The sequence below is a fragment of the Marinobacterium profundum genome, assembly GCF_001528745.1.
GTDB classification, from domain to species: Bacteria; Pseudomonadota; Gammaproteobacteria; order Pseudomonadales; family Balneatricaceae; genus Marinobacterium_A; species Marinobacterium_A profundum.
In genome coordinates, this window is sequence record NZ_BCNS01000152.1 from 1 (window position 1) to 22,824 (window position 22,824).

Consider the following 22,824-nt stretch of genomic DNA (forward strand, 5'->3'; position numbering starts at 1 on the left):
TGGCGTGACGGACAAATAGGGAGGGAACCTATTTGTCCGCCGGGTTAATAGTTGCGTTCACTCTCGCTCAGCGGCTGGGTGATATGTTTCACTTCCTGGTAGGCACCCAGGCCCCAGGGCCCCAGTTCACGACCAATACCGCTGCGCTTGAAACCGCCCCAGGAGGTTTCGGGGCAGACGACCTGTAAGCTGTTGATCCAGATATGTCCGGCCTGCAACTGTTCGGCGATCCGCTGGGCGCGGGCGCTGTCCTGGCTGATGATGCCGGCGGCCAGGCCGAAGTCGGAGTCATTGGCAAGCTCGATGACCTCTGCCTCGCTGCCAAAGGTACGCACACAGAGCACGGGGCCGAAAATTTCTTCCCGCCAGAGGGCTGAATCTGTCGGCACATCCACAAAGATGGTCGGCTCGATAAAGTAACCCCGCTCGAAACCTTCTGCACGCTTGCCGCCGGTCAGCAGTGTCAGACCCTCGGCGCGGCCGCGTTCGATATAGCCCATTACGGTGTCGAACTGGGCCTTGCTCGTCAGCGGCCCCATCTGTACGCCCTCTTTGAAGGCATCGCCGAGTATCAGCGCTTGGGTCGCGGTTTTGAGGCGTTCGAGCAGCCTTGGCGCTATGCTGTCGTGCAGCAGCAGGCGTGAAGTGGCGGAACACATCTGGCCGGCATTGTAGAAAATGCCGCCGAGAATCCAGTCCGTGGCCTGATCAAGGTCGGCATCATCCATCACCAGCATCGGTGATTTTCCGCCCAGCTCGAGACTCAGCCCCTTGACCTGCTTGGCCGCGCTTTGCATGACGATCTCGCCGACCCGGTTGCTGCCGGTAAAGGAAATTTTGGCAATATCCGGGTGTGCGGTCAGGGCGTTGCCGACGTCGCTACCACTGCCGCAGACGATATTGATCACGCCTGCAGGCAGGCCGACGCTCTGTGCAATGGTGCCCAGTTGGAGCTCGACCAAAGGCGTGATTTCGGATGGCTTCAGCACCAGGGTGCAGCCGGCGGCCAGTGCTGGCGCCACCTTCCAGGCTGTGGTGACGAAGGGGAAGTTCCAGGGCACGATCAGGCCCACAACCCCCGCAGGCTCCAGTCGACTGCAAGATTTGTAGCCCGGCATGGCCAGTGCTACCTCGGCGTTCTGGCGCGCATCGAGCTGTTCGGCCAGGCCTGCGTAGTAATCCCAGGTGGCGATGGCATCCTCGATATCAATCTGGGCTTCAAACAGGGGTTTGCCGTTGTTGCTGGACGACAGTGCCGCCAGCTCTTGCGCGCGGGCCTCGATGGCCCGGGCTATGGCTCGCAGATAGGTCCCGCGCTGAGCACCGCTCGTTTTGCTCCAGCCCGCGAATGCCTGTTTGGCCGCGGCGACGGCGCGGTCGACATCGGCCGCGCCGCCCGCGGCAACCTTGGCGATGACGACTTCAGTGGCGGGATTAATCACCGCCAGGGTTTTGCCGCAGCTTGGGGCGACCCAATCACCGTTAATAAAGAGCTTGTCGTACATGGGTATGCTCCTGGCGTCAGCCGTGGGTAAACGCGGTGATGAAGTCGGCGTCTTCACGCACTTCGATAATGGTCGGACGTTTGGCGTCGGCGGCGATCAGCAACTGTTCGCGCAGCTCGGCGAAGCTGGTGGGTGCCACGCCATAGCAGCCAAACCCGCGGGCGATGGTGAGGAAATCCGGCGTATAGATATCGACCCCGATGGTGGGGATATCGCGGTTTTCCATATAGCGCTTGATCTCGCCATAGCCGCTGTTGTTCCACAGCAGCACTATGACGGGTGCGCCGGCTTCAACCGCCGAGGCGAGTTCGGGCAGAGTGAACTGGATGCCGCCATCGCCGATCAAGGCCACCACGGGGCGTTCGGGCAGGGCCAGCTTGGCGCCGATAGCCGCCGGAAGACCGTAGCCCAGGGTGCCGTAGCCGGTGGATGAGTTGAACCAGCTGCGCGGTGACTCGGCTTCGTACAGATGGTTGCCTGAGTACACCGGCTGAGTTGAATCGCCGGCAATGATCACGCCTGGCAGGGTCTGCTGGATGGTTTCCAGTACCTGCTGCTGGGCGCGAAAGGGCTGTGGCCAGTCCTGCTCGAATTGAGCCCGTACGTCTTGCACGCGCTGAGCCCCCTGAACAGCGGCACGAAAGCCGTTGCGTTCAAGTTGCAGTCGCAGAGCCGCCATGGCCAGGCCCGCATCGCTGAGGATGGCGATATCGGCGGGGTAGTTGCGGCTCAGCTGTTCGGCGTCGATATCGATGCGGATCAGTTGATTGGGGATACTAAAACCGCCATCAAATACCACATCGTAATCGGTCTCGCCAAGCTCCGTGCCGATGGCCAACACAACGTCAGCGTCGCGTACCATTGCCCGCACCGGCTCCAGTGACTGGTTGGATCCCAGTGACAGAGGGTGTCCGGGCATGAGGACGCCCTTGGCATTGATGGTCAGCAGTGTGGGCGCATTCAGCGTCTCCACCAGTGCTCTGGCATCACTGGCGGCATCGCTGCAGCCACCGCCGAGCAATACCACGGGGTTGTGTGCCTTTTGTAACAGTGCGGCGGCCTGTTCGATTGCCGCGGGTGCCGGCGCCGGTCGGCTTGGCAGCGCAGCGACAGTACGACGGATATGATCCGCCTTGGCCGTAATGACATCCAGCGGAATCTCGATATGCACCGGGCGAGGGCGGGCGCTTGTGAAAATCGAGAAGGCGCGGGCCAGTATGTCCGGCAACTCGTCCGGGCGCATTAAGGTATGGCTGAAGGCGGTAAGACCGGATATCAGCTGGCGCTGATTGGGCAGTTCGTGCAGCCGGCCACCGGCGAGCCCGAGCTCATGGCTGTGGTTGACGCTGGAAATCACCAGCATCGGGATTGAATCGGCATAGGCCTGGCCCAAGGCGGTGGCGATATTGGTCATGCCGGGGCCCGTGATAATAAAACAGACACCGGGTTTGCCGGTGACACGGGCGTGGCCATCGGCCATAAAGCCTGCCCCCTGTTCGTGGCGCGGGGTGACATGGCGGATGTCGGTATTCGGCAGGCCACGGTACAGCTCAACGGTGTGGACACCGGGAATGCCAAAGACGGTGTCTATGCCGTAGGCTTCCAGCAGTTCAACCAGGATTTCTCCACAGGTACTCATTGGTCTCTCCAACATAGGTTTGGCAGGTGAAGACAGAGCCGGGGCCCGCAGGCCCCGTTTGTCGGGCGCGGGCCCCATGACTGCGGGCCTGCGCCTTGTGTCTGGATCAGAACACCAGGGTATGGGCGATCAGGGCGATGATCGGCAGGGTAATCAGGGTGCGTATAATAAAGATCACGAACAGTTCCAGCAGGTTCAGCGGAATTTTCGACTTTAACAACAGCACGCCAATTTCGGACATGTAAATCAGCTGTGTCAGGGAGACGCTGGCGATGACGAAGCGCGTCAGTTCGCTTTCAATGCCCTTGCCCAGTACCGCCGGCAGGAACATGTCGGCAAAACCAACCAGCATGGTCGGTGCGGCGGCGGCGGCTTCGGGTATGCGCAGCAGCTCCAGCAGCGGAATAAAGGGGTAGGACAGCCAGGTGAAAACCGGCGTGTATTCAGCCAGTGCCAGCGAGATGGTACCAATGGCCATCACCAGCGGCAGCAGACCAAACCAGATATCGCTGACATTCATCAGGCAGTTTTTGCCCAGAGCTGCTGGCCCTGGTGCTGTGGCGGCACGGCGTACGGCCTGTTCCAGCCCCCAGGAAAACAGTGAATGTCCCTGGGGAAGTTCTTCCTTGATCTGTTTGCCGGTGGCTTCGTGGTATTCGTCTTTTTTCCAGCTCAGCGGTGGCAGGCGCGGGGTGATCACCGCGGCGATCAGGCCTGTGGCCACAACGGTCAGGTAGAAGGGAACGAAGAGATGCTCCAGCCCGATAACATTGGCGATCAGCAGGCTGAAGGCGATCGAGGTAATGGAAAAGTTGGTGGCGATGACCGCCGCTTCGCGCTTGGAATAGAATCCCTGTTCGTACTGCTGGGTTGTGATCAGTACGCCCACGGTGCCAGAACCCAGCCAGGAGGCGACGGCGTCAATGGATGAGCGCCCCGGCAGTTTGAAGAGCCAGCGAAATATATTGCTTGCCAGGGTGCCGATAAATTCCATAAAGCCGAAGTCGACCAGAAACGGCAACAGAATGGCGGCGAAGAAAAAGAAGGTGATCAGCATCGGCGTCAGGTCTATCAGCATCACGCCGCCGGTATTGCGGTTCCAGATCCATTCGGGGCCGACCTCAAGCATTGTCATGGCGGCGAAGGCTGCGCCGAGCACGCGCAGTGCGAGCCAGACTCCCTTGGGCGTGAAGACTTCGGCCAGGGCACTGTCTCGCTGCGCCCAGCGGGGTTTGAATGCCGCAGCGAAGAGTGCGATGCCAGCGGAGAGCACGAGCAATACGGTGGCAAAGGCGGGCAGGTAATCCTTGGTTGAGGCCTTGAGCATGTCAGCCACGACCCCCAGACCGATGGTGACCTTGTCGTCGACGACGACCGGCGTGAGGAAAAACAGTATGCCAATCAGGGATGGGATAATGAATTTCAGGTAAGCGTAGAGGCTGTGTTTGGGACGGGCGCCGTTGTGATCGCTCATCAGAACACTGGCGGCTTCCTGTTGGTCCAAATGTTGATTCATCAGGAGATTCCTCGAATATTGTAGTTATTGTCTCAAATTCCGACAGACGCCGTCAGGGTTGCGCCTGTCGGGAGTGAGTGCTACTTGTCGTAGCGTACGCCTGGCATTACGCAGAGCATTTCAAACAGCAGGTTGGCGCCCAGCAGCGCTGTATTGCCAGTGGTGTCGTAGGGCGGGGAGATTTCCACCATGTCGCCGCCGACGATATCGAGCCCGCGGCAGCCGCGGATAATTTCCAGTCCCTGGGGCACAGTCAGTCCTGCGATCTCGGCAGTGCCGGTACCGGGGGCATAAGCCGGGTCCAGACCGTCGACGTCAAAACTGATGTAAACCGGGCCGCCGCCGACCTTGGCGCGGACTTCTTCCATCAGGGGTGTGAGGGACTTGTGCCAGCAATCCTCGGCCGGGACCACACGAAAACCCTGGTCACGGGACCAGTCGAATTCATCGGCGCTATAGCCGGTGCCGCGCAGGCCAATCTGTACTACGCGGTTGCAGTCCAGCAGGCCCTCTTCGGCGGCACGGCGAAAGGGCGTGCCGTGTGCGATCTTCTCTCCGAACATCTGGTCGTTAATGTCGGCATGGGCATCGACATGTACCATGCCGATGGGGCCATACTTCTTGCGCAGCGCACGCAGTATCGGCAGTGCGATGGTGTGGTCACCGCCGAGGGTCAGGGGCTTGCAGTTGTGTTCCAGCACCTCGTCATAGAACTCTTCGATGATGTCCATGCTTTTGAGCAGGTTGAAGGTGTTGATCGGCACGTCGCCGATATCGGCCACTTGCAGGCTTTCAAACGGGGCAGCAAAGGTGGCGACATTGTAGGGCCGCAGCATGCGGGATTCGTCGCGAATCTGGCGCGGTGCCAGACGGGCGCCCGGACGGTTGGAAGTACCAATATCGAAGGGCACACCAATAAAGGCGACATCCAGACCTGCGGCGGTTTCCTGGGCCGGCAGGCGCATCATGGTGGCGGGACCGCCGAAGCGGGGCATTTCGTTACCGCCCAGGGGTTGGTTGAAACGGGAGTTCGTCATGGGGTTACCTTTTATTCTCTGTGTTCAGATAGGTGTCGTAATGTCGTTGTACTAAGCGAAAACCGTGCCAATAAATAATATCCATATATTTCAACATATTAGGATGTTTTAATTCATGTATGAATTATTATGCGTTGCCTTATGATTCATTAATGAATTAAAATTCAGAAATGAATCGACGTGTTTCCCACAAAGCGGTTGCTGTCGCCAACACACGGAAACGGAGGGAGTTTGATGACGCAGAAAACCACATCTGTGGCTGACGCAGAGCTGGAGCTGGTGCTGGAGAAATCCCGCGACAACATCATGATCACCGATGGCGAGGGCCGTATTCTCAAGGCTGGCAGCAAGTGCGCCATCATCTATGGGCGAGAAATCAACCAGATGCTCGGGGGCTCAGTCTACGATCTGGAACGCGAGGGTGTACTCAAACCGTCGGTCTCGGCGCAGGTACTAAAAAGTCACCGGGCGGTGCAGTTGATGCAGACGACGGAAACCGGCCGCACAGTGATGGCGGAGGGTTTTCCGCTGTTTGATGCTCAGGGCACGCTCTATCGCGTAATCAGTTTTTCCCAGGATCTTACCGATCTGCAGCTGCTGCAGCAGGAGTACGAGCTGTTGCAGCAAAAGCTGCAGCAACGCAGCGTTGCCCACGATGCCGAGGTCATACAGGCGCAGGAGCTGACGTTTAAAAGCGCGCAGCTGAAGGAGCTGTACACCCTGCTGCAACGTGTGGCGCCCTCGGATGCAAACCTGCTGATGCTGGGAGAATCCGGTGTCGGCAAGACGGCCTTTGCGCAGCTGGCGCACCACTTGAGTCCGCGCAGGGAGGGGCCTTTTATCGAGGTTAACTGCAGTGCCATCCCGGAAAATCTGTTCGAGTCGGAAATGTTTGGCTATGCGCCTGGCTCCTTTACCGGCGCGTCGCGGCAGGGCAAGCCCGGGCTGATTGAGCAGGCGCACCAGGGCACGCTGTTTCTTGATGAAGTGGGTGATCTGCCACTGTCGATGCAGGTCAAGTTGCTCAAGGTGCTGCAGGATGGCAAGGTCACGCGCATTGGCAGTACCGAGCCCAGGATACTGGACTTCCGTCTGATCAGTGCCACCAATCAGCCCTTGCAGCAACAGGTGGAGGCGGGGCATTTCCGGCTGGATCTGTACTACCGGCTCAATGTGGTGCCTGTCACCATTGCGCCGCTGCGGGATAGGCCCGAGGATATTCCGCTGCTGCTGGAGCGCGTACTCGAACGCCTCAACGCCCGCTACCAGCAGCACAAGGTATTGGACAGCCGTGCCCGGCATCAGCTGATTCATTATGCCTGGCCTGGCAATGTGCGGGAGCTGGAGAATGTGCTGGAGCGCTCCTATGTCGCAAGCCCAGGCACGGTAATTCACTACGAGGGGCCCGACCCTGTGCCCAGTGTCAGCGGCACCGCTGCTGCGCCTTCGTTGGCGTCCGGGCAGCCCGCATCAGTCTTGGAATCCGGGGATTTCAGCTCATTGCCCGAGGCGCTAGAGGCCTTTGAAAAGCAGTTGTTGCAGCAGGCCCTTAAACGCTGCAGCACCACCTATGAGCTGGCCGACTACCTGGGTATCAGCCAACCGACGGTGTTCCGGCGGCTGCGCAAGCATGGCTTGCAGGTACATAAAAACTAGCCTGGGCAAGGCACGGGTGCAGGGTGCGCGGATCTGCATTGGTTTATATTGATTGTAAATACTGGCGTCGAACACATTTGGTTTGTTAATGTGGTTGTCTGAGCGGAAGCTTCCGCATGGCTGTGCAACTGGCGTGAGAATATTGCATGAAAAACCTGCCGATGGATTTGCTGCGCACCTTCGTCACCATCAATGATCTGGGCGGTTTTACCCAGGCGGGCGAGGTACTCGGGCGTTCGCAGCCTGCGGTCAGCCTGCAAGTGAAGCGGCTCGAGGAGCTGGTGGCGCTGCAGCTGTTTAATCGCAGCCAGGGGCTGCGTCTGACTGAAGAGGGTCAGATGCTATACGGCTATGCCCGCAAGATACTGGATTTAAACGATACCGCCGTGTCGCAGCTGATGACCCCGGCGGTGAGCGGCTCGGTGCGCCTGGGCATCCCCAATGATTTCGAAGTGTCTTTCCTGCCCATGATGCTGTCAAAATTCTCCCGCGCCTATCCCAATGTGATGCTGGATGTCAGCAGTGATCTGAGTGTTAACCTGCGGCGGGATTACCTGCGTGGCGCATACGATATGGTGATGAGTATGGATGAACATCCCTCGTCCGAGATTCCGCCGGGGGATGCCATTGTTGAACCGCTGACCTGGGTCAGTGGCCTTGGGTTTCAGCTTGACCCGGCAGAGCCTGTGCCTCTGGTGCTTTATCCCAAGGGCTGCGTCTATCGCCATCACGTTACCGAGGCGCTGAACAAGGCAGGTATTGCCTGGCGCATTCTGTACTGCACCTCGAGCCTGCTGGGGATACAGTCGGCGATTGAAGCCGGGCTTGGCATCAGTGCCCTGGCCAGCAATACGGTGCCGGGTGTGCTGCGAGCCGACAAGACGCTCGGGCACCTGCCGTCCCTGGGGGATGTGACTATCGGTTTCAATTACGACGTGGCAAGCCTGTCGGCCGCCAGCGCCCGCTTGCTGGAGTATCTGGGCCAGGGGCTGCAACAGAGTCAACTGTATCAGCCGCCCCACCGGGTCTGACGGGCTCTCGCTTAGGCCTGCTGCAGGTCTTCGGTATTGAGATCAAACTCGAGTCCGCGGGCCAGTCGATTCAGTGCAGAGGTAAGGCGTGCCGGCGACAGATTACGGGTGAGTCTGGCGTGGATGCGGGCATGAAAACCCTGTTCGCCGAGCAGCGGCGCGCCGACGAAATGCTGATTGTACTGCTCAATCCTGGCGCCGTGGCTTTCCAGAATCTGGCGGATCTCGTGATCCAGCCCAAGGCGAAAGTTACCTTTTACCGCCAGTGACAGCTGCTTACCGCCGGGCGACGGGTTCTCCAAAGTCTGGCGGGTAACGATATGCAGTCCCTGGGCGCTGAAGCTTTCGAGGCGTTTCCAGGCCCAGTCGGCGTGTGTATCCGGCAGCTGTAATTTCATCAGGCCGCTAATCCGGCCATCCATCACTGCCAACTGGCGGTCCAGTAACAGGCCTTCACTCAGGGCAATGGTTTCACTGAACTGCTGCAGCAGATCGGGACAGTCGGGGCCTGCCAGGGTAATCAACCAGGTGGTATTCATTGGGCGTTTTCCGTTTGTCTTGGGTGGTAAAAGTCAGTAAGGGCCCGGCTCTTGCGAGCGAGCCCCGGGGTCTCAGAGGGTTGAGTTCGCAATTGTTTCAGCCATGGCTTACCCGGCTCTGGGGTTGTCCCTGAGGCTTTTGCCGGGAGAGCCCGGCTGACTGGGTTCTGGGTGATCTTGAGAACGTCAACTGGCTGACGGCAACGTACATGAAGCTCGATACCGCGCAGCCGATCAGCGGCCCTTCGACCCAGCCCAGATCCGTAAACAGCAGGCAGCCGCCACTGGTGATAAGTCCAGAGAACATGGCGGCCAGTGCGCCGTAGCTGTTGCCGCGCCAGATGGACGAAATAAATACCGGTCCTATCAGCACTGCCAGCAGGGTGCCGGTGCCCAGAATACCGAGCCACGACAGCATGAATGGCGGCGCGAACAACATCATGACCAGGCCGGTGATGCCCAGCAGTGCCACGGCGCTGCGGTTGATCCAAAGGACTCTTTCGTTGGAGGCGCCGCTGTTGGGAAAGAGCGCCAGGCGCAGATCGTGGGAGGCGGCCGACGAGATGGTGTGCAGCAGGGAATTGGCGGTGGATTTCATCGCAAACAGGATAAAGAGGGTGATGATGCCCCCCAGTATCGGGTGCAGGTAGTGGCTCAGGTAGTAGGGCATGGCCTGATCGGCCTGGGCCAGTTCCGGATGCTTGGCGCGTACATAGAGGCCGACGATAGGGACCAGGCTCAGCAGGCAGCCCAGTGGGGCAACCCAGATTGCGACTTGATGGAACTTGACGCCGGGCTTGAGCGCGAGAAAGCGCACCGCCATGTACGGCAGTACCGCGGTGAACAGGAACGCATAGGGCAGCACCAAGAAGACGGAGCTCTTGTTCTCGCCGTAGGGCTGGGCGCTGCTGGGGTTAAGCAGAGCAGGATCAATGGCATCCAGACGCGCGACAAGCTCGGCCGGGCTAAGATCGGTAAACATCTGCACCATCATGACAACGGCACCTACGGCCATGCCGCAGACCATCAGGGTGTCGGTCCAGGCTACGGCGGCAAGTCCGCCCAGCATGGTGTAGAGAATAATGACGCCAATCATCATGGTGGCGCTGCTGCCAAGATCGATGCCAAGCCAGGAGGCTCCCAGCAGGCCGACCGCCTTGATCTGGCTGGTGAGAAAGACCAGCAGCAGGACGATGGATATCAGTGCCGCCACACCCTGAACGAGGCGGGACAAAGGCCCGCTGCCGTGCAGCTGTGCAATGTATTGCGGGATGGTGCAGCTGCCAAGACTGTCGGCCTGTTTGCGCAGAAAACTGGCAAAATACAGCACGGCGATCACCATGGCCGGTGCGAAAAAGAAGTTGCCGAGGATTTCGATGGCGCCAAACTCGAATGCGACGCCCGGTGAGCCCATAAAGCCCCAGCCACTAAAGCCGGTGGCAACGATGGTACCGGCGCCAACGAAGGGCCCGAGTGAACGGCCTGCGACCAGAAAGCCGGCCGCATCGTCTGATTTTACGGTGCGGCTGGAGGCATAGCCTATATAGATCAATACTGCGAAGGAGCCGAGCAGCAGGCCCCAGTTAAGCCAGTCATAAGTGTCCATATCGCTCTCCCTGCGATCAGTTTACCGAGGTGGATGAATTGGCCCGAAGTTCGCGCCAGCCATAGGACACCGCAGTCAGGGTGAGCAATGCGGCATTGAGGATAAGGAACCAGTCCAGGGTCCAGGCGTTGATGAGCATGATGAGTTACCTGTGCGTGCGGGAGCCGTGCTCGCCGCAGATTATTTTTATAGTCGAGCTGTTGGTAGGTACTGCCTTGAGGATCTATCGGGTCTGTATTGGTGCTCTTGCTGAGCTGCGCTTGCTCAAGCGCGGGATCTTAAGGTGAAGATTCGGGCGCTCGGCCTGCGAGGCACCAGGTGCTCGCAGGCCAAGGTCCGAAAGTGCACCGGGGCTGGAAAGCCCCGGCGAGAACGCCCTGTGGGGTGGAGCGCTCCCGTTGCGCGGTCGGCCTGTAAAAGGCCTGTAAAAGGTTTTTAGCCCTTGATGATGTTGTGCTCGGGGCCAAACGGGAAGCGGGTGATGTTTTCGGCGCTGTTGTCGCCCACCACCAGGATGTCGTGCTCGCGGTAGCCGCCGGCTCCGGCACGGCCTTCCGGAATCATCAGCATCGGCTCCATGGAGACCACCATGCCAGGCTCCAAAACGGTATGAACGTCTTCACGCAGCTCCAGACCCGCTTCACGGCCGTAGTAATGGCTCAGGGTACCGAAGGAGTGGCCGTAGCCGAAGGTGCGGTATTGCAGTACATCGTGCTGGGCGAAGATGTCGTTCAGCTCGGCGGCAATCTCGCTGCAACGTGCGCCGGGCTTGATCAGCTCAAGGCCACGACGGTGCACCTTGCAATTGATTTCCCACAGCTCCAGGTGACGATCGGAGGCATGTTCTGCGAACAGGGTACGCTCCAGGGCGGTGTAGTAGCCCGCGATCATCGGGAAGGTGTTCAGGCTCAGAATATCGCCGGCCTCGACCTTGCGGGTGGTGACGGGGTTATGGGCGCCATCGGTATTGATACCGGACTGGAACCAGACCCAGGTGTCCATCAGCTCGCCGTGGGGGAAAGTACCGGCAATTTCCCGCACCATGGCCTGAGTACCGGCCAGGGCGATTTCGAACTCAGGCACGCCAACGGCGATGGCATCACGGATGGCTGCGCCACCGACGTCTGCCACCCGGGCGCCCTGCTTGATCACCGCGATTTCTTCCGTCGACTTGATCATGCGCATCTTCATGGTGGGCACGCCTATGTCCACAAAGGTCGCAGCGGGCAGTGCTGCCTGCATTTTGTGCAGGTTCTGCAGCGGCATGTGATCGTGCTCGACACCGACCTTGCCGCCGTCCTTGATCAGCTGTTTAACGGCGTAGAAGAAGTTGTCCTTCTGCCAGTCGGTGTAGATGACGTTGTCACCCAGCTGGTTGCGACGATACGGCTGGCCACCGTCGATATTGGCGCTAATGGTGGTGTAGTTGTCCTGAGTAACGACCAGGCCGTAGTCACGGCCAAAGCGGCAATAGACGAAATCGCTGTAGTAGTTGATGTTGTGGTAGGACGTAAAGAGCACGGCCTGAACATCGTTTTCCGCCATGTAGCGGCGCAGCTTGTCGAGGCGGGACTGGAGTTCAGCCTTGCTGAAGGTTGGGCGTACTTTTTCGCCGTTAGGCAGCTGCAGGGTCTGGGGCATGGCTAGCATTGTTTTTGCTCCTGGTTATTCTTGTCGAAACTTTAAGGCCAGACGATATCCACTTCGGCTGAACGGGCGTTTCGTTGGCTTAAAAGGATCCTATCTCTGATATAGATATAATAGAAATCAATAATTAAAATGGATGTATTTGTAATGTAAATGCCTTGTTTTGCCTAAGCTGTTCTGAACGCAGCTGCGGGTTTATCTGGGTTAATACAGGGCACAGCGATGTCCGGAATGGTGAGCGTTTAACGCGGTCAGCGCGGGTGGCGGTGTGAAGCAGGGCAGGTGCGCGGGGGACTCAGGCAGATCACTGGAACTCATCGCCATACAGCAGCTTCGGGTACTAATCAGTCAGTGCCCTGATGGGCCAGTGGCTGAGAGCTAGCAAGGTGTCTGCCATGGCGAAAATCACATTCAGGGAACGGCGGTGTGGCACTGAAGCTGGCATCAGAGGGTGGGGAGAATAGCGCGTGTTGACGTGCGAGAAGGGGACCTGAGTCAAAGCAAGGTTTGACTCGGGTGGGGTATGTAGGCTGTCGTGGTACAGCTGTACCCGCGCATCTTTGATGCACGGGCCGCTGTTGTTGACCTCAGTCTTTGAAGTGCGAGCCTATGCTTTTGGCAATGCCATCAACGCAGACATCGAACAGCAGTTTGCCGTGCTGCGCCGTCGCCTTGCTGGCCGATGACAGGGTGCCGCTGGACGGTACCCAGGAAGGGTCGGACGGGAATACGTCGTACGGCGGGAAGCTGGCCGCTGGATGATCGATCACCTTCTCCATATCGACCAGCTGAGGGTGCAGGTGCAGCATCAGCGATGTCTCCAGAACGCCGCCATGCTCGACATCCCATCCGGTGAAACCATCCGGAAAGACGGTCGCGATGGTTTCCTTGTCGACGTAATCCCAGTACGACAGCAACATTACCTTGGCATCAATGTTTTCATGGCGCAGGTGCTCGAGCGCCAGGTCGATACCCTCAATGATAAACATTGAATTTTCGTAATGGCCATTGATCAGCACGAAGCGGCGGTTGCCGTGGCGTGCGAACGCGACCAGAACGTCTTTTACGGTATCGATTAGCGTCTTGCCATTAACGCAGGTCGTGCCCGGGAAAAAGTTGCCTCCGCCCGATTTTACCTGGGATTTGTATCCGTACGAAATCGGCGGGGCTATCAGGACGTTGGCCAGTTCCTTGGCAACAGCGTCCGAGATACCTTCGGGAATCAACACGTCGGGATTCATCGACATATGCGGGCCATGCTGCTCGATGGCGCCAATGGGCAGGAGTATGGTCGCATTTCCTTCTGCGACTCGCTGCTCGTAGGTCTTCCAGTCAAGGTTTGCCATTCTGGTCATCGCGGTAACTCTCCAGCGGGTACTTTCCCGGCTAAGGTTGCAGATTCCATGCGCTTGTACTCCTGTCGGACGCCCTTGATCAGTGCCACGCACATGAGCACCATCAAAACAGAGAACGGCAGAGCTGCGATAATGGACGCCGTTTGCAAGGTGCTCAATGCTGCGCTGCCACCGGCTACGAGTAACACTGCAGCGACGACGCCCTGCATGACGCCCCAGAAGGTGCGGTGGCGCTTGAGTGGGTGCTGATTGCCTTCACTCATGATAGTGGTCAGTACCAGGGTGCCTGAGTCAGACGACGTAATGAAGTATGACGCCACCAGCAGCGTGCCTGCAATCGCAGCCATATCACCCAGGGTGCCCAGATTCATGCCGTCAAAGGTGGCATAGAGTGCGGTGGCGACATTGTTACTGACAGCTTCAGCGATAGTGCCATTGCCGAAAAGGTCGATGTTCAATGCAGTACCGCCATAGGCTGCCAGCCATACAAAGGACAGCAGGCTGGAGGCACCGACAACGCCGAGCACGAATTCACGAATGGTACGGCCACGGGATACGCGGGCAACGAAGACACCGACGAAAGGTGCCCAGGACATCCACCATCCCCAGTAGAACACTGTCCACCAACCCTGCCACATGCTTTTCCAGCTGGCATCCGCATCGCCAATTGACTGAGTGGGTTCTTCAAGGAAAATATTCATTGATACCAGGTCAACGATATAGTCGATAGAAACGCCATAGAGCAGATTGAGAATGTACAGGGTCGGCCCGAATATAATGAAAAATCCCAACAGCAACAATGTGAGCCACATATTGCTGATTGAGAGGTATTTTATGCCGCGTTTGAGGCCGGTAAGTACCGAAATAAGGGCGCAGAGGGTAATGACCACAACCAGCAGGAGCTGGATGCTGGTGTTCTGGGGTACATCCCAGATGGCGTTCAGTCCGGCATTGATCTGCTGAACACCGAGGCCCAGCGAGGTTGCGATTCCAAACAGGGTTGCAAATACGGCGATGATATCGACAAGCACGCCTATCCAGCCGTCGACGCGGTCACCGAGCAGAGGGTACAGGGTATAGCGGATACTGAGTGGCTTTTTCAGGCGGTAGGACACAAAGGCAAGGGCCAAACCCACTACGCAGTAAATCGCCCAGGCATTAAAGCCCCAGTGAAAGAAGGTGACCTTCATCGCAACCTCGGCGGCCTCAGCGTCGCCGACTGCGGCGGAGAAGGGGGTGCCGCTCGAAAAGTGGAACATGGGTTCTGCGATGGACCAGAAGATAATGCCGATGCCCTGACCGGCCGCATAGACCATGGCAAACCAGGCAAAGAAGCTGAATTCGGGCTTTTCGTTATCGTCGCCCAGTCGTATGTTGCCGTAACGGCTGAATGTTATCCAGATGCAAAACACCAGAAAGCCGCCGGCGAGTGTTACATACCAGCTGCTTGCGGTGAGGGTGATGAGGGTACGTGCTGCGTCTATGATAGTTGCTGATTGCTCAGGCAGTAGAAGGGTGTAGAGGATAAACGTGAATATAACGGCCAGGGAGATAATCACGATATACGGATTAATTCCCTTACAAAGGCCTTTGGTAAGCACCATGATGGCTACCTCATGCGGGGGGGGGGGGGGCCCCCTAAATATTATTCTTGTATACCGAAGACCCGGTGCGCGGGTCTTCGGCTGTCGTAAACCGTTTTCGCCCAGACAAGAGCGGCAGCTTATCTGCAAAGCTGCCGCATTACATCTGTTAGCCCTTGATGATGTTGTGTTCGGGGCCGAACGGGAAACGGGTGATGTTTTCGGCGCTGTTGTCACCCACCACCAGGATGTCGTGCTCGCGGTAGCCACCGGCACCGGCACGGCCTTCGGGGATCATCAGCATGGGCTCAATGGAGACCACCATGCCGGGCTCCAGCACGGTATGGACGTCTTCACGCAGCTCCAGGCCTGCTTCACGGCCGTAGTAGTGGCTCAGGGTGCCGAAGGAGTGGCCGTAGCCGAAGGTGCGGTACTGCAGCACATCGTGCTGGGCGAAGATCTCGTTCAGCTCGGCGGCGATATCGCTGCAGCGTGCGCCGGGCTTGATCAGCTCGAGGCCGCGACGGTGTACCTTGCAGTTGATTTCCCACAGCTCCAGGTGACGATCGGAGGCATGTTCCGCGAACAGGGTACGTTCCAGGGCGGTGTAGTAGCCCGCGATCATCGGGAAGGTATTCAGGCTCAGAATATCGCCGGCCTCGACCTTGCGGGTGGTGACGGGGTTATGGGCGCCATCGGTATTGATACCCGACTGGAACCAGACCCAGGTGTCCATCAGTTCGCCGTGGGGGAAGGTACCTGCAATTTCGCGCACCATGGCCTGGGTACCGGCCAGGGCTATTTCGAACTCAGGCACGCCAACAGCGATGGCATCACGGATGGCCGCGCCACCGACGTCCGCTACGCGGGCACCCTGCTTGATCAGCGCGATTTCTTCCGTCGACTTGATCATGCGCATCTTCATGGTCGGCACGCCTATGTCCACGAAGGTCGCAGCGGGCAGTGCTGCCTGCATTTTGTGCAGGTTCTGCAGCGGCATGTGATCGTGCTCGACACCGACCTTGCCGCCGTCCTTGATCAGCTGTTTCACGGCGTAGAAGAAGTTGTCCTTCTGCCAGTCGGTGTAGATGACGTTGTCGCCCAGCTGGTTGCGACGATACGGCTGGCCACCGTCGATATTGGCGCTGATGGTGGTGTAGTTGTCCTGAGTAACGACCAGGCCGTAGTCGCGGCCAAAGCGGCAATAGACGAAATCGCTGTAGTAGTTGATGTTGTGGTAGGACGTAAAGAGCACGGCCTGAACATCGTTTTCCGCCATGTAGCGGCGCAGCTTGTCGAGGCGAGACTGGAGTTCAGCCTTGCTGAAGGTTGGGCGTACTTTTTCGCCGTTGGGCAGCTGCAGAGTCTGGGGCATGGCTAGCATTGTTTTTGCTCCTGGTTATTCTTGTCGAAACTTTAAGGCCAGACGATATCCACTTCGGCTGAACGGGCGCGGTGCCCGGGCGTTTCGTTGGCTTAACAGGATCCTATCCCTGATATGTATATAATAGAAATCAATAATTAAAATGGATGTATTTGTAATGTAAATGATTGATTCAGACCGACAGCGATGGACAGGCTGCTGATATGTATTGACCTGTCATTGTGAACGTTCATCTTTCCATTATTTTGTGCCCGGCGGTGAACATTAGGGTTAGAGCAAACGCAGCATGATCAGCGTCCAGATCGAGATCTTTACAGATAATGCCACCTTTGGCCCCGGTGGGAACGATCACCGCGGTCTTGACCACCTGAGCCTTAACCAGTCCCAGCACCTCAGTGCGGTAGTCCTCCATTCGCTCGGACCAGCGCAGCCCGCCACGTGCCACCTTTCCACCACGCAGGTGAATCCCTTCAATCGTGGAACTGAAGACAAAAATCTCATAGGCTGGAACCGGCTTGGGCATGGCTCTGATACGTGCAGGCTCAAGCTTGAATGCCAAGCCAGGCTCTGATCAGACGCTGTCAATGAAGAAGTTGGTTCTAACGACGGCATCAAGCACTTCGATAAAGGCATCCAACGACGCGATCTTCGTCCGGAAAAGCAACACTGTCGATCAGTGACCAGATGTCCTTCCCCCCACAGGGACAGGCCAATACTCCCTGCGTGTAAGGCTGTGTCGAACGCGCTTCCCCGAAATTAAATAGAACCCATTGTATTCATTATTCTTGTCGAATCTCTTTGGTACTACTGGTTCGTAGTTTGCTTGTATTAGTGCGATATGTGGGCGAACTGATCGGCACCTTGATGGTATTAACCCGGGTTAATACATGAAGCAGGGATGCTTCATCATTGGCCGCAGGCCAATGCGAACGCCATCTCTTCGCCCCCAAGAAGGCCAGCAAGTCCATGCACTTGCGCCCATTCTTTTAGGCTAAAGAGTTCTGGCGTGACGGACAAATAGGGAGGGAACCTATTTGTCCACCGGGTTAATAGTGTATGAATCATAATAACTGCATACTAAATTTATCAGTACCGCACGCTGAAAATGAACTATTTATTTTGATTAAACCTGTCATATCCTGTCGCTTTAGCGGTCAACCTCACTGTCTTTTTCTGATGCTTTATTAACAACATTACTAATTATTTGAGGAACAAATCTTTCCGAAAACCCCGCGACAAACGACCAGAAAAGAAATTTCGCAAAATCCTGACCCGTCAATGGATATGTCTTGGTGAACAAGTCAATCATGAAACCAGAATCGGGAATAGAGTTGGATGGCTCAGGAATATAAAAAGCTGGAAATAAAGTCCCTGACACTATGCCTGACAGGAACAAACAGTATAAAACCAGTGAAAAGACACCACCAAAAACGGGAACTAACAGAATTTGAAACCACGATTTTGTGAGTAATTCTAATTCCTCGTCGGAAACAGTTTTAATTCTTTGTTGAATACTGACAAAACCGCCAACAATGCCGCACAAAAATCCAGCCCATGTCATCATAAATCTTTGGCTGAAAAAATAGCTTAAACCAAAAATTGCGCCAAACACCATTACGCAGATAAGTGTCATCACTATTAAACGCTTCGTTAATATATGAATATTTACAATTCTATCCATGTGAACCCTCAGAATATATGAGTAGCAGCCTCAGAAGCCACTTTCCCTGCGGCCAGTGTTCCGGTAAACATAGGAAATACCATTTTGACCCTAATGAAGTATTAGCACATTTTTAGCCCTGTGCCAGGATACTGGCCTGTAGCGCTATTCATCCGCCCCCATGATATAAAAATGGCCATAATCCACCTACCACTATTGCAGTGAAGAAATCCCGCAGTAGGTTGAGTATTGTCGGAAAACCTCCTAGGAGGCTTTCCGAGAATGCTGGCCGTAGCGAGAGCCGACTGATTTGAGCGGGTTTTTGCGGTGTTTTAAGGCGAATAGTGGTTCTATTTAACGCAAAACAGCACAAAAAACAGCCAAACTCAGGTGGCTCGCAGTCGGTTGAGTATTGTCGGACAGCCTCCTAGACCTTCAGCTGAATGAAACGCGTCCGTAGTATCATTCCCGCGTGCAATGGAGGTAGATGCCGACTGATGGATGGCGTAGCCTCAAAGTAAAGAGGCTCGGCTCCATCCTCTTGTAGACAGCCGTTGTCACCTTACAAGGAAAGGAGCTAAAAGAGCGACGAAACTAAGGCTAAAAACCTAAGAAAGCTTTCCTCTTTTTATTGAAAACCAAATTCCGGCAAGCCCCAATCCAAATAAAGCGATACTTCCAGGTTCTGGAATAGACTGCACCGGTGGGATAAATGCAGCTGAAAAATTTAATGCTTCAACTGCATCCAGGTCATACCCTGCAGGATGAAATAGTACACTTGACAATGGATCCGCAGTAATCCTAAAAAAACTTGCACTACTAATTCCAGCGCCCGAGATATCCACATCTGTTATACAAGGCAATCCGGGAGAGCACGTAGTAATTAGATCTCCGGTAAAGGTTCCAACGCTAAAGAACGTTAATCCATCAAGGCTAATATCTAGCATAAAACCTTCGGATAGACCAAAAGAGTCGTAAAACCTAAGATCTGCGCCTGCTCCATCGATTATTGAACCTGTGCTAAAGGACATAACAATTTCGCCAATTGATGATGTATCATACCCTAGCGCCAATACAGCCCCATCTAGTTCTGAAACAGCTAAAGCATCGAAAACACCATAGCCTGACGCACCTGTATAATTACCACCAGATCCATCAACAACAGCGAAGTCTGCTCCCCCAGTGAAGCTATTTACAGTATCGGCATAGATTGGAATAGCTTGCACATGACTACTTATCGAAAGAACAAAAACAAAACAAGAAATAAATAGTTTGATCATATCACCACCAAAAAAGAAAAAACCAAGCCAAACCTTTTATTAAGCAAAATATATGCCAAAATGCAACCCATTGTATTTAAATGACATTTTTTTGACAACGGCTATATAGTTAAAAAACTGTAAAAATAACTGACAAGTTTATTAGGAAACACTCTACTCTCAATGTTGAGCTAACTCTCATCTAAAGTTGTAAATATAAAGGTATCCTATCACTCATACGGCGCTGGAAAGCCCGAGCGCATACGACGAAAGGTACATTCTTTAGCGCGTTTCACTTGGTAGATCTGCTAGGATTTCTGGTCACAAAATCCCCCATAGGGTGTACTTTTGGTAATGGCTTCGGCGCTGGGGCTAAATGAGCGCAATTGTGTAGATTGTGCTACCGCTGCTTCGCTTTTTTTGATGTCGCCAATCTGTTTCAATGCATCCCCATATTCATCCAGAATATCTGCATATCCAATTGGATCTTTGGACACTATTTCTTTCGATGTTGCCAAGATACCTGACTGATAATAACCCACGGCGTCTTCAAATAGTTTTTGATGAAAATGCAAACGAGCTAGTTCAAAGTAATCCATAAGGATTGGGCCATTATTTACCTTATCTAATTTCAGGGATAACTCTAAACCTTTCTTTGCTTCTGTATAATCACATATAGCTCCAGAGGTACGGCCATATTCGTACCATAAACTTGCTATTGCTCGTGGAGCAGCGCCGCCCAGCTCAGCGTTAATCGCGGCTCTGCCGCAGGCCTTTCGAGCTTTCCACCACTCACCCTGATGCTGGAAGCTCGAACACCCCTGGGCATAGTTTTGAGCAGTATGCAGGTTTACCGGATTTGCACAGGACACTATAAATATGTTCAAAAATATAATTAAATTCAATTTCTTCATGGAGGTCTTACCATATTTGTCTTGTTATTTCTGCGGATTATCCGTCTTTCTAAGTCAATCTCAAATGACCCTGCGAAATATAATCGTTCTAAGTCTCCTTACCTAAATTAAAAAATCAGGACTAATAAATTACATAGTGAACAAAAAATCTGCCATACAGATCCAGCCAATAACAATCCAAAACCGAGCCATAGAAGGCGACGTCTGTACTTATTAACCCGGTGGACAAATAGGGACGGAACCTATTTGTCCACCGGGTTAATAGCCCCGTTCACCGTCCAGCCGCTGGCCCAGATATAACTCCCAGACAAAGCTTCCTTTTAATGATGTCCCATCTCAGACACCCCACCCTTGCCGTCGGGCAGCGCTACAATCACATTCTGCATCATGCCTTCATCTTCGTGATCCAGAATATGACAATGCAGCACGAACTCGCCGATATAACGCTCATAACGGGTGCGGGTCTTGATCACCACTCCCTGCTCGACAAAGAGCGTATCTCGCCAGCGGCCTGTCATGCCGTAGTACTGACTCGTTGGATCGGCGGTCAAATCCTGCCAGCTGGCCGGGTCCGTGCAATTTTCGCTGAGACACTTTTGCACCGACACCACCTGGAAGGGGTTAACGTGTATATGAAAGGGATGGCCCGCCAGAAAGGAGCTGAGGGTCCATTCATCAATGCCACCGAGCTTGAGCACCCGATTTACCTTGGAGGGCGAATAGGCGCTGGCATCCTTCAAGCTGTATTTTCCGGTCGAGACGCTGTAATCGAGGCTGCCAATCTCGTAGCTATTCGGAGTCGGAGCCTGTTGTATATCGATGTTAAAGCCCAGGGTTTGGGCACCGGTGACCTCGGATGGCGTAATCGTCGGGTGATCAACGAAGGCACTGAGTTTCAGCTGATTTTCAAGATCCTTTACGATACTGCCGCGTACATCTGCCGGCATGAACTTCAGGGCCGACGCCACAAGCCAGTCTTGTACCCAGTTGCGCAAGGCGTCACTCAGGTTGGGGTCCATCAGGCCTGCCAACTGCTGCACCCTGCTTTGAGCCTCTGCCAGCGGCGGCAATACCTCGACATAGCCCAGCAGTTCACGACCGTGAGCCTGGCTGTTAACGGTCTGGTTCGCATCCAGGCTGCTGTCTATCACGCAGTAGGTGCCGGCGGAAGGAAAGGTCATCAGCAGATCTTCCCGATAACCGGGCTGCAGTATGGTCTGTTCCTGGCTGGCGATCTGCGCCCGGGTCAGGCCATCCGAGGCCACCGAAAACTGCGGGATGGGAGCGCCTTCGCATTGCAGGTCTACCTGCTCGGTGCGGGCCTCAAGGGAGGCCGGCTTATAACCGGCTTCGATGCCAGAAACACGGGCTTTGCGAAACTGCAGGTTGATGGTATCCCGCACACCGGCATGCACCAGCCGCCAGCGCTCAAGATCGCCGGCTCGTACCTGGGTAAAGGTCGGCATTACGACCCCATTGATACTGGTATAGCGACCGGAGGTGTTCCAGGCGCTAATGCCGTTGCTGACACCGAACTGATCGTAAGACTCGATCTGGCCAACTCTTTCGCTTTCTTCAGGGCTTTTCTCATTGCAGATCCAGTTGCCATTACTGTCTGTAAGAATCGGGCCCAGCTGGCCGGGCGCTGCACCCGGTTGCCGGCAGGCGTAGCCGATCTGCTGGAAAACCAGAATACGTTCCTTAATCGGCTGAGGGTTGTCCGGCGTCACCTGTTGCAACAGGGTATCCAGATCCCCTGAGCGAAGCTGGTCGCCGACCTGCTGCGGGTGACGGGTGCCGCGAATAACCAGGGGCCCCGCCATGCCGCTCGACACCTGCAACGCGGTGGAACCGTGCAAGTGCGGGTGATACCAGAAGGTGCCGGCCGGATGGTCTATCGGGATGTTGTATTCGTACTGGAAGCTCACATCCGGCTTGATTCTCAGCAGCACATTGTCGCTGTTGCCTGAAGGGCTGATCCACAAGCCATGGGTGTGCATGTTGGTGGTATTGAAACAGTTGCCGCCGTTACTGTGCTCGCTACCGTCGGGACAGGAGGGATCCTCGGCGGGCAGCTTGTTGTTCAAGGTCAGGCGGAAGGTTTCCCCCGGGTAGAGCTCCACCACCGGCCCTATATAAGGCACCACCTTGCTGGTCACGCTGCCGGTCAGGGCCCTGAGCCGGGTTGCGTCCATTTGCTGGGTGGAGGGGTTGTACAGACTGCCGTTGACGTATTCCAGGGTCAGATCATAGAAGACTTCAGTGCCGGGTCCCCGCTTTTGCGCACTCGCAAGCAGGGCCACGGCCGGCGCCGTCTCAGGCGGCGTTACCACCCCGCTCTGAACCTGCAGCATGGCATGGGGTAACTGTGGCAGTTCCCGGATATCGGCGGCCTGCGAGGGCGAAGACACCAGCAAGACGCTGACAAGCAATGATAGAGGCAGCCCTCTGGACGGGCGTTTTGCCGAGATCGACCAGTTCATAACGATACCT

General features: G+C 55.8%; 17 protein-coding genes and 1 pseudogene. 2 read left to right on the forward strand and 16 right to left on the reverse strand.

Features of this window, described 5'->3' with window-relative positions:
• Positions 1-44: 44 nt before the first annotated feature.
• The 4 genes from MPRO_RS17860 to speB form a co-directional block, all read right to left on the reverse strand.
• The gene (locus tag MPRO_RS17860) at positions 45-1,505 is read right to left on the reverse strand and encodes an aldehyde dehydrogenase family protein (protein WP_067296079.1); all 1,461 of its coding nucleotides are present in this window, start codon (positions 1,503-1,505) and stop codon (positions 45-47) included.
• A 16-nt stretch (positions 1,506-1,521) separates the two neighbouring features.
• Entirely contained in the window at positions 1,522-3,144 is a 1,623-nt protein-coding gene (locus MPRO_RS17865) for a 5-guanidino-2-oxopentanoate decarboxylase (protein WP_067296082.1), read from the reverse strand.
• A 106-nt stretch (positions 3,145-3,250) separates the two neighbouring features.
• Positions 3,251-4,660, reverse strand: a complete 1,410-nt coding sequence (locus MPRO_RS17870) for a YjiH family protein (protein ID WP_082708952.1) — start codon at positions 4,658-4,660, stop codon at positions 3,251-3,253.
• A gap of 80 nt (positions 4,661-4,740) precedes the next feature.
• Positions 4,741-5,697: an agmatinase gene (speB, locus tag MPRO_RS17875; RefSeq protein WP_067296085.1), complete on the reverse strand. Its 957-nt coding sequence runs from the start codon at positions 5,695-5,697 to the stop codon at positions 4,741-4,743.
• Positions 5,698-5,931: 234 nt separating this feature from the next.
• On the opposite strand from speB, the gene MPRO_RS17880 reads away from it, so the two are divergent.
• The gene (locus MPRO_RS17880) at positions 5,932-7,353 is read left to right on the forward strand and encodes a sigma-54 interaction domain-containing protein (protein ID WP_067296093.1); all 1,422 of its coding nucleotides are present in this window, start codon (positions 5,932-5,934) and stop codon (positions 7,351-7,353) included.
• Positions 7,354-7,499: 146 nt separating this feature from the next.
• The gene (locus MPRO_RS17885; protein ID WP_067296095.1) at positions 7,500-8,384 is read left to right on the forward strand and encodes a LysR substrate-binding domain-containing protein; all 885 of its coding nucleotides are present in this window, start codon (positions 7,500-7,502) and stop codon (positions 8,382-8,384) included.
• Positions 8,385-8,395: 11 nt separating this feature from the next.
• Here the strand turns inward: MPRO_RS17885 and MPRO_RS17890 are convergent, their stop codons facing one another.
• The 12 genes and pseudogenes from MPRO_RS17890 to MPRO_RS17935 form a co-directional block, all read right to left on the reverse strand.
• Positions 8,396-8,923: an ACT domain-containing protein gene (locus tag MPRO_RS17890; protein WP_067296097.1), complete on the reverse strand. Its 528-nt coding sequence runs from the start codon at positions 8,921-8,923 to the stop codon at positions 8,396-8,398.
• Positions 8,924-9,020: 97 nt separating this feature from the next.
• Positions 9,021-10,529, reverse strand: coding sequence for a sodium:solute symporter family protein (locus MPRO_RS17895; RefSeq protein ID WP_082708953.1), 1,509 nt, complete (start codon positions 10,527-10,529; stop codon positions 9,021-9,023).
• A 16-nt stretch (positions 10,530-10,545) separates the two neighbouring features.
• Positions 10,546-10,668, reverse strand: coding sequence for a hypothetical protein (locus MPRO_RS26520; RefSeq protein WP_281177198.1), 123 nt, complete (start codon positions 10,666-10,668; stop codon positions 10,546-10,548).
• 296 nt (positions 10,669-10,964) lie between these two features.
• Positions 10,965-12,179 (reverse strand): M24 family metallopeptidase, encoded by a 1,215-nt coding sequence (locus MPRO_RS17900; RefSeq protein ID WP_067296099.1) that lies wholly within the window; start codon positions 12,177-12,179, stop codon positions 10,965-10,967.
• A gap of 584 nt (positions 12,180-12,763) precedes the next feature.
• Positions 12,764-13,531 carry a creatininase gene (locus MPRO_RS17905; protein WP_067296101.1) on the reverse strand — a complete coding sequence of 256 codons (768 nt, stop codon included), beginning with the start codon at positions 13,529-13,531 and terminating at the stop codon, positions 12,764-12,766.
• Entirely contained in the window at positions 13,528-15,135 is a 1,608-nt protein-coding gene (locus MPRO_RS17910) for a BCCT family transporter (protein ID WP_067296103.1), read from the reverse strand. The genes MPRO_RS17905 and MPRO_RS17910 overlap by 4 nt, the downstream gene beginning before the upstream one ends.
• A gap of 148 nt (positions 15,136-15,283) precedes the next feature.
• Positions 15,284-16,498 (reverse strand): M24 family metallopeptidase, encoded by a 1,215-nt coding sequence (locus MPRO_RS17915; RefSeq protein ID WP_067296106.1) that lies wholly within the window; start codon positions 16,496-16,498, stop codon positions 15,284-15,286.
• 289 nt (positions 16,499-16,787) lie between these two features.
• Positions 16,788-17,057, reverse strand: a pseudogene (locus MPRO_RS17920) (NAD-glutamate dehydrogenase domain-containing protein); the annotation flags it as partial.
• 588 nt (positions 17,058-17,645) lie between these two features.
• Complete coding sequence (locus MPRO_RS17925) at positions 17,646-18,179, reverse strand: hypothetical protein (RefSeq protein ID WP_067296113.1); 534 nt, start codon at positions 18,177-18,179, stop codon at positions 17,646-17,648.
• A gap of 587 nt (positions 18,180-18,766) precedes the next feature.
• Positions 18,767-19,438, reverse strand: coding sequence for a PEP-CTERM sorting domain-containing protein (locus MPRO_RS25185; RefSeq protein ID WP_082708954.1), 672 nt, complete (start codon positions 19,436-19,438; stop codon positions 18,767-18,769).
• 287 nt (positions 19,439-19,725) lie between these two features.
• Entirely contained in the window at positions 19,726-20,331 is a 606-nt protein-coding gene (locus MPRO_RS17930; RefSeq protein WP_067296116.1) for a tetratricopeptide repeat protein, read from the reverse strand.
• 320 nt (positions 20,332-20,651) lie between these two features.
• Positions 20,652-22,814 (reverse strand): multicopper oxidase family protein, encoded by a 2,163-nt coding sequence (locus tag MPRO_RS17935; protein WP_067296120.1) that lies wholly within the window; start codon positions 22,812-22,814, stop codon positions 20,652-20,654.
• Positions 22,815-22,824: the final 10 nt, after the last annotated feature.

What these genes read in the sequence shown, in the direction of transcription:
- MPRO_RS17860 (WP_067296079.1), bottom strand. Translation starts at nt 1,505, where the DNA reads ATGTACGACAAGCTCTTTATTAACGGTGATTGGGTCGCCCCAAGCTGC.
- MPRO_RS17865 (WP_067296082.1), bottom strand. Translation starts at nt 3,144, where the DNA reads ATGAGTACCTGTGGAGAAATCCTGGTTGAACTGCTGGAAGCCTACGGC.
- MPRO_RS17870 (WP_082708952.1), bottom strand. Translation starts at nt 4,660, where the DNA reads ATGAATCAACATTTGGACCAACAGGAAGCCGCCAGTGTTCTGATGAGC.
- speB (WP_067296085.1), bottom strand. Translation starts at nt 5,697, where the DNA reads ATGACGAACTCCCGTTTCAACCAACCCCTGGGCGGTAACGAAATGCCC.
- MPRO_RS17880 (WP_067296093.1), top strand. Translation starts at nt 5,932, where the DNA reads ATGACGCAGAAAACCACATCTGTGGCTGACGCAGAGCTGGAGCTGGTG.
- MPRO_RS17885 (WP_067296095.1), top strand. Translation starts at nt 7,500, where the DNA reads ATGAAAAACCTGCCGATGGATTTGCTGCGCACCTTCGTCACCATCAAT.
- MPRO_RS17890 (WP_067296097.1), bottom strand. Translation starts at nt 8,923, where the DNA reads ATGAATACCACCTGGTTGATTACCCTGGCAGGCCCCGACTGTCCCGAT.
- MPRO_RS17895 (WP_082708953.1), bottom strand. Translation starts at nt 10,529, where the DNA reads ATGGACACTTATGACTGGCTTAACTGGGGCCTGCTGCTCGGCTCCTTC.
- MPRO_RS26520 (WP_281177198.1), bottom strand. Translation starts at nt 10,668, where the DNA reads ATGCTCATCAACGCCTGGACCCTGGACTGGTTCCTTATCCTCAATGCC.
- MPRO_RS17900 (WP_067296099.1), bottom strand. Translation starts at nt 12,179, where the DNA reads ATGCTAGCCATGCCCCAGACCCTGCAGCTGCCTAACGGCGAAAAAGTA.
- MPRO_RS17905 (WP_067296101.1), bottom strand. Translation starts at nt 13,531, where the DNA reads ATGACCAGAATGGCAAACCTTGACTGGAAGACCTACGAGCAGCGAGTC.
- MPRO_RS17910 (WP_067296103.1), bottom strand. Translation starts at nt 15,135, where the DNA reads ATGGTGCTTACCAAAGGCCTTTGTAAGGGAATTAATCCGTATATCGTG.
- MPRO_RS17915 (WP_067296106.1), bottom strand. Translation starts at nt 16,498, where the DNA reads ATGCTAGCCATGCCCCAGACTCTGCAGCTGCCCAACGGCGAAAAAGTA.
- MPRO_RS17925 (WP_067296113.1), bottom strand. Translation starts at nt 18,179, where the DNA reads ATGGATAGAATTGTAAATATTCATATATTAACGAAGCGTTTAATAGTG.
- MPRO_RS25185 (WP_082708954.1), bottom strand. Translation starts at nt 19,438, where the DNA reads ATGATCAAACTATTTATTTCTTGTTTTGTTTTTGTTCTTTCGATAAGT.
- MPRO_RS17930 (WP_067296116.1), bottom strand. Translation starts at nt 20,331, where the DNA reads ATGAAGAAATTGAATTTAATTATATTTTTGAACATATTTATAGTGTCC.
- MPRO_RS17935 (WP_067296120.1), bottom strand. Translation starts at nt 22,814, where the DNA reads ATGAACTGGTCGATCTCGGCAAAACGCCCGTCCAGAGGGCTGCCTCTA.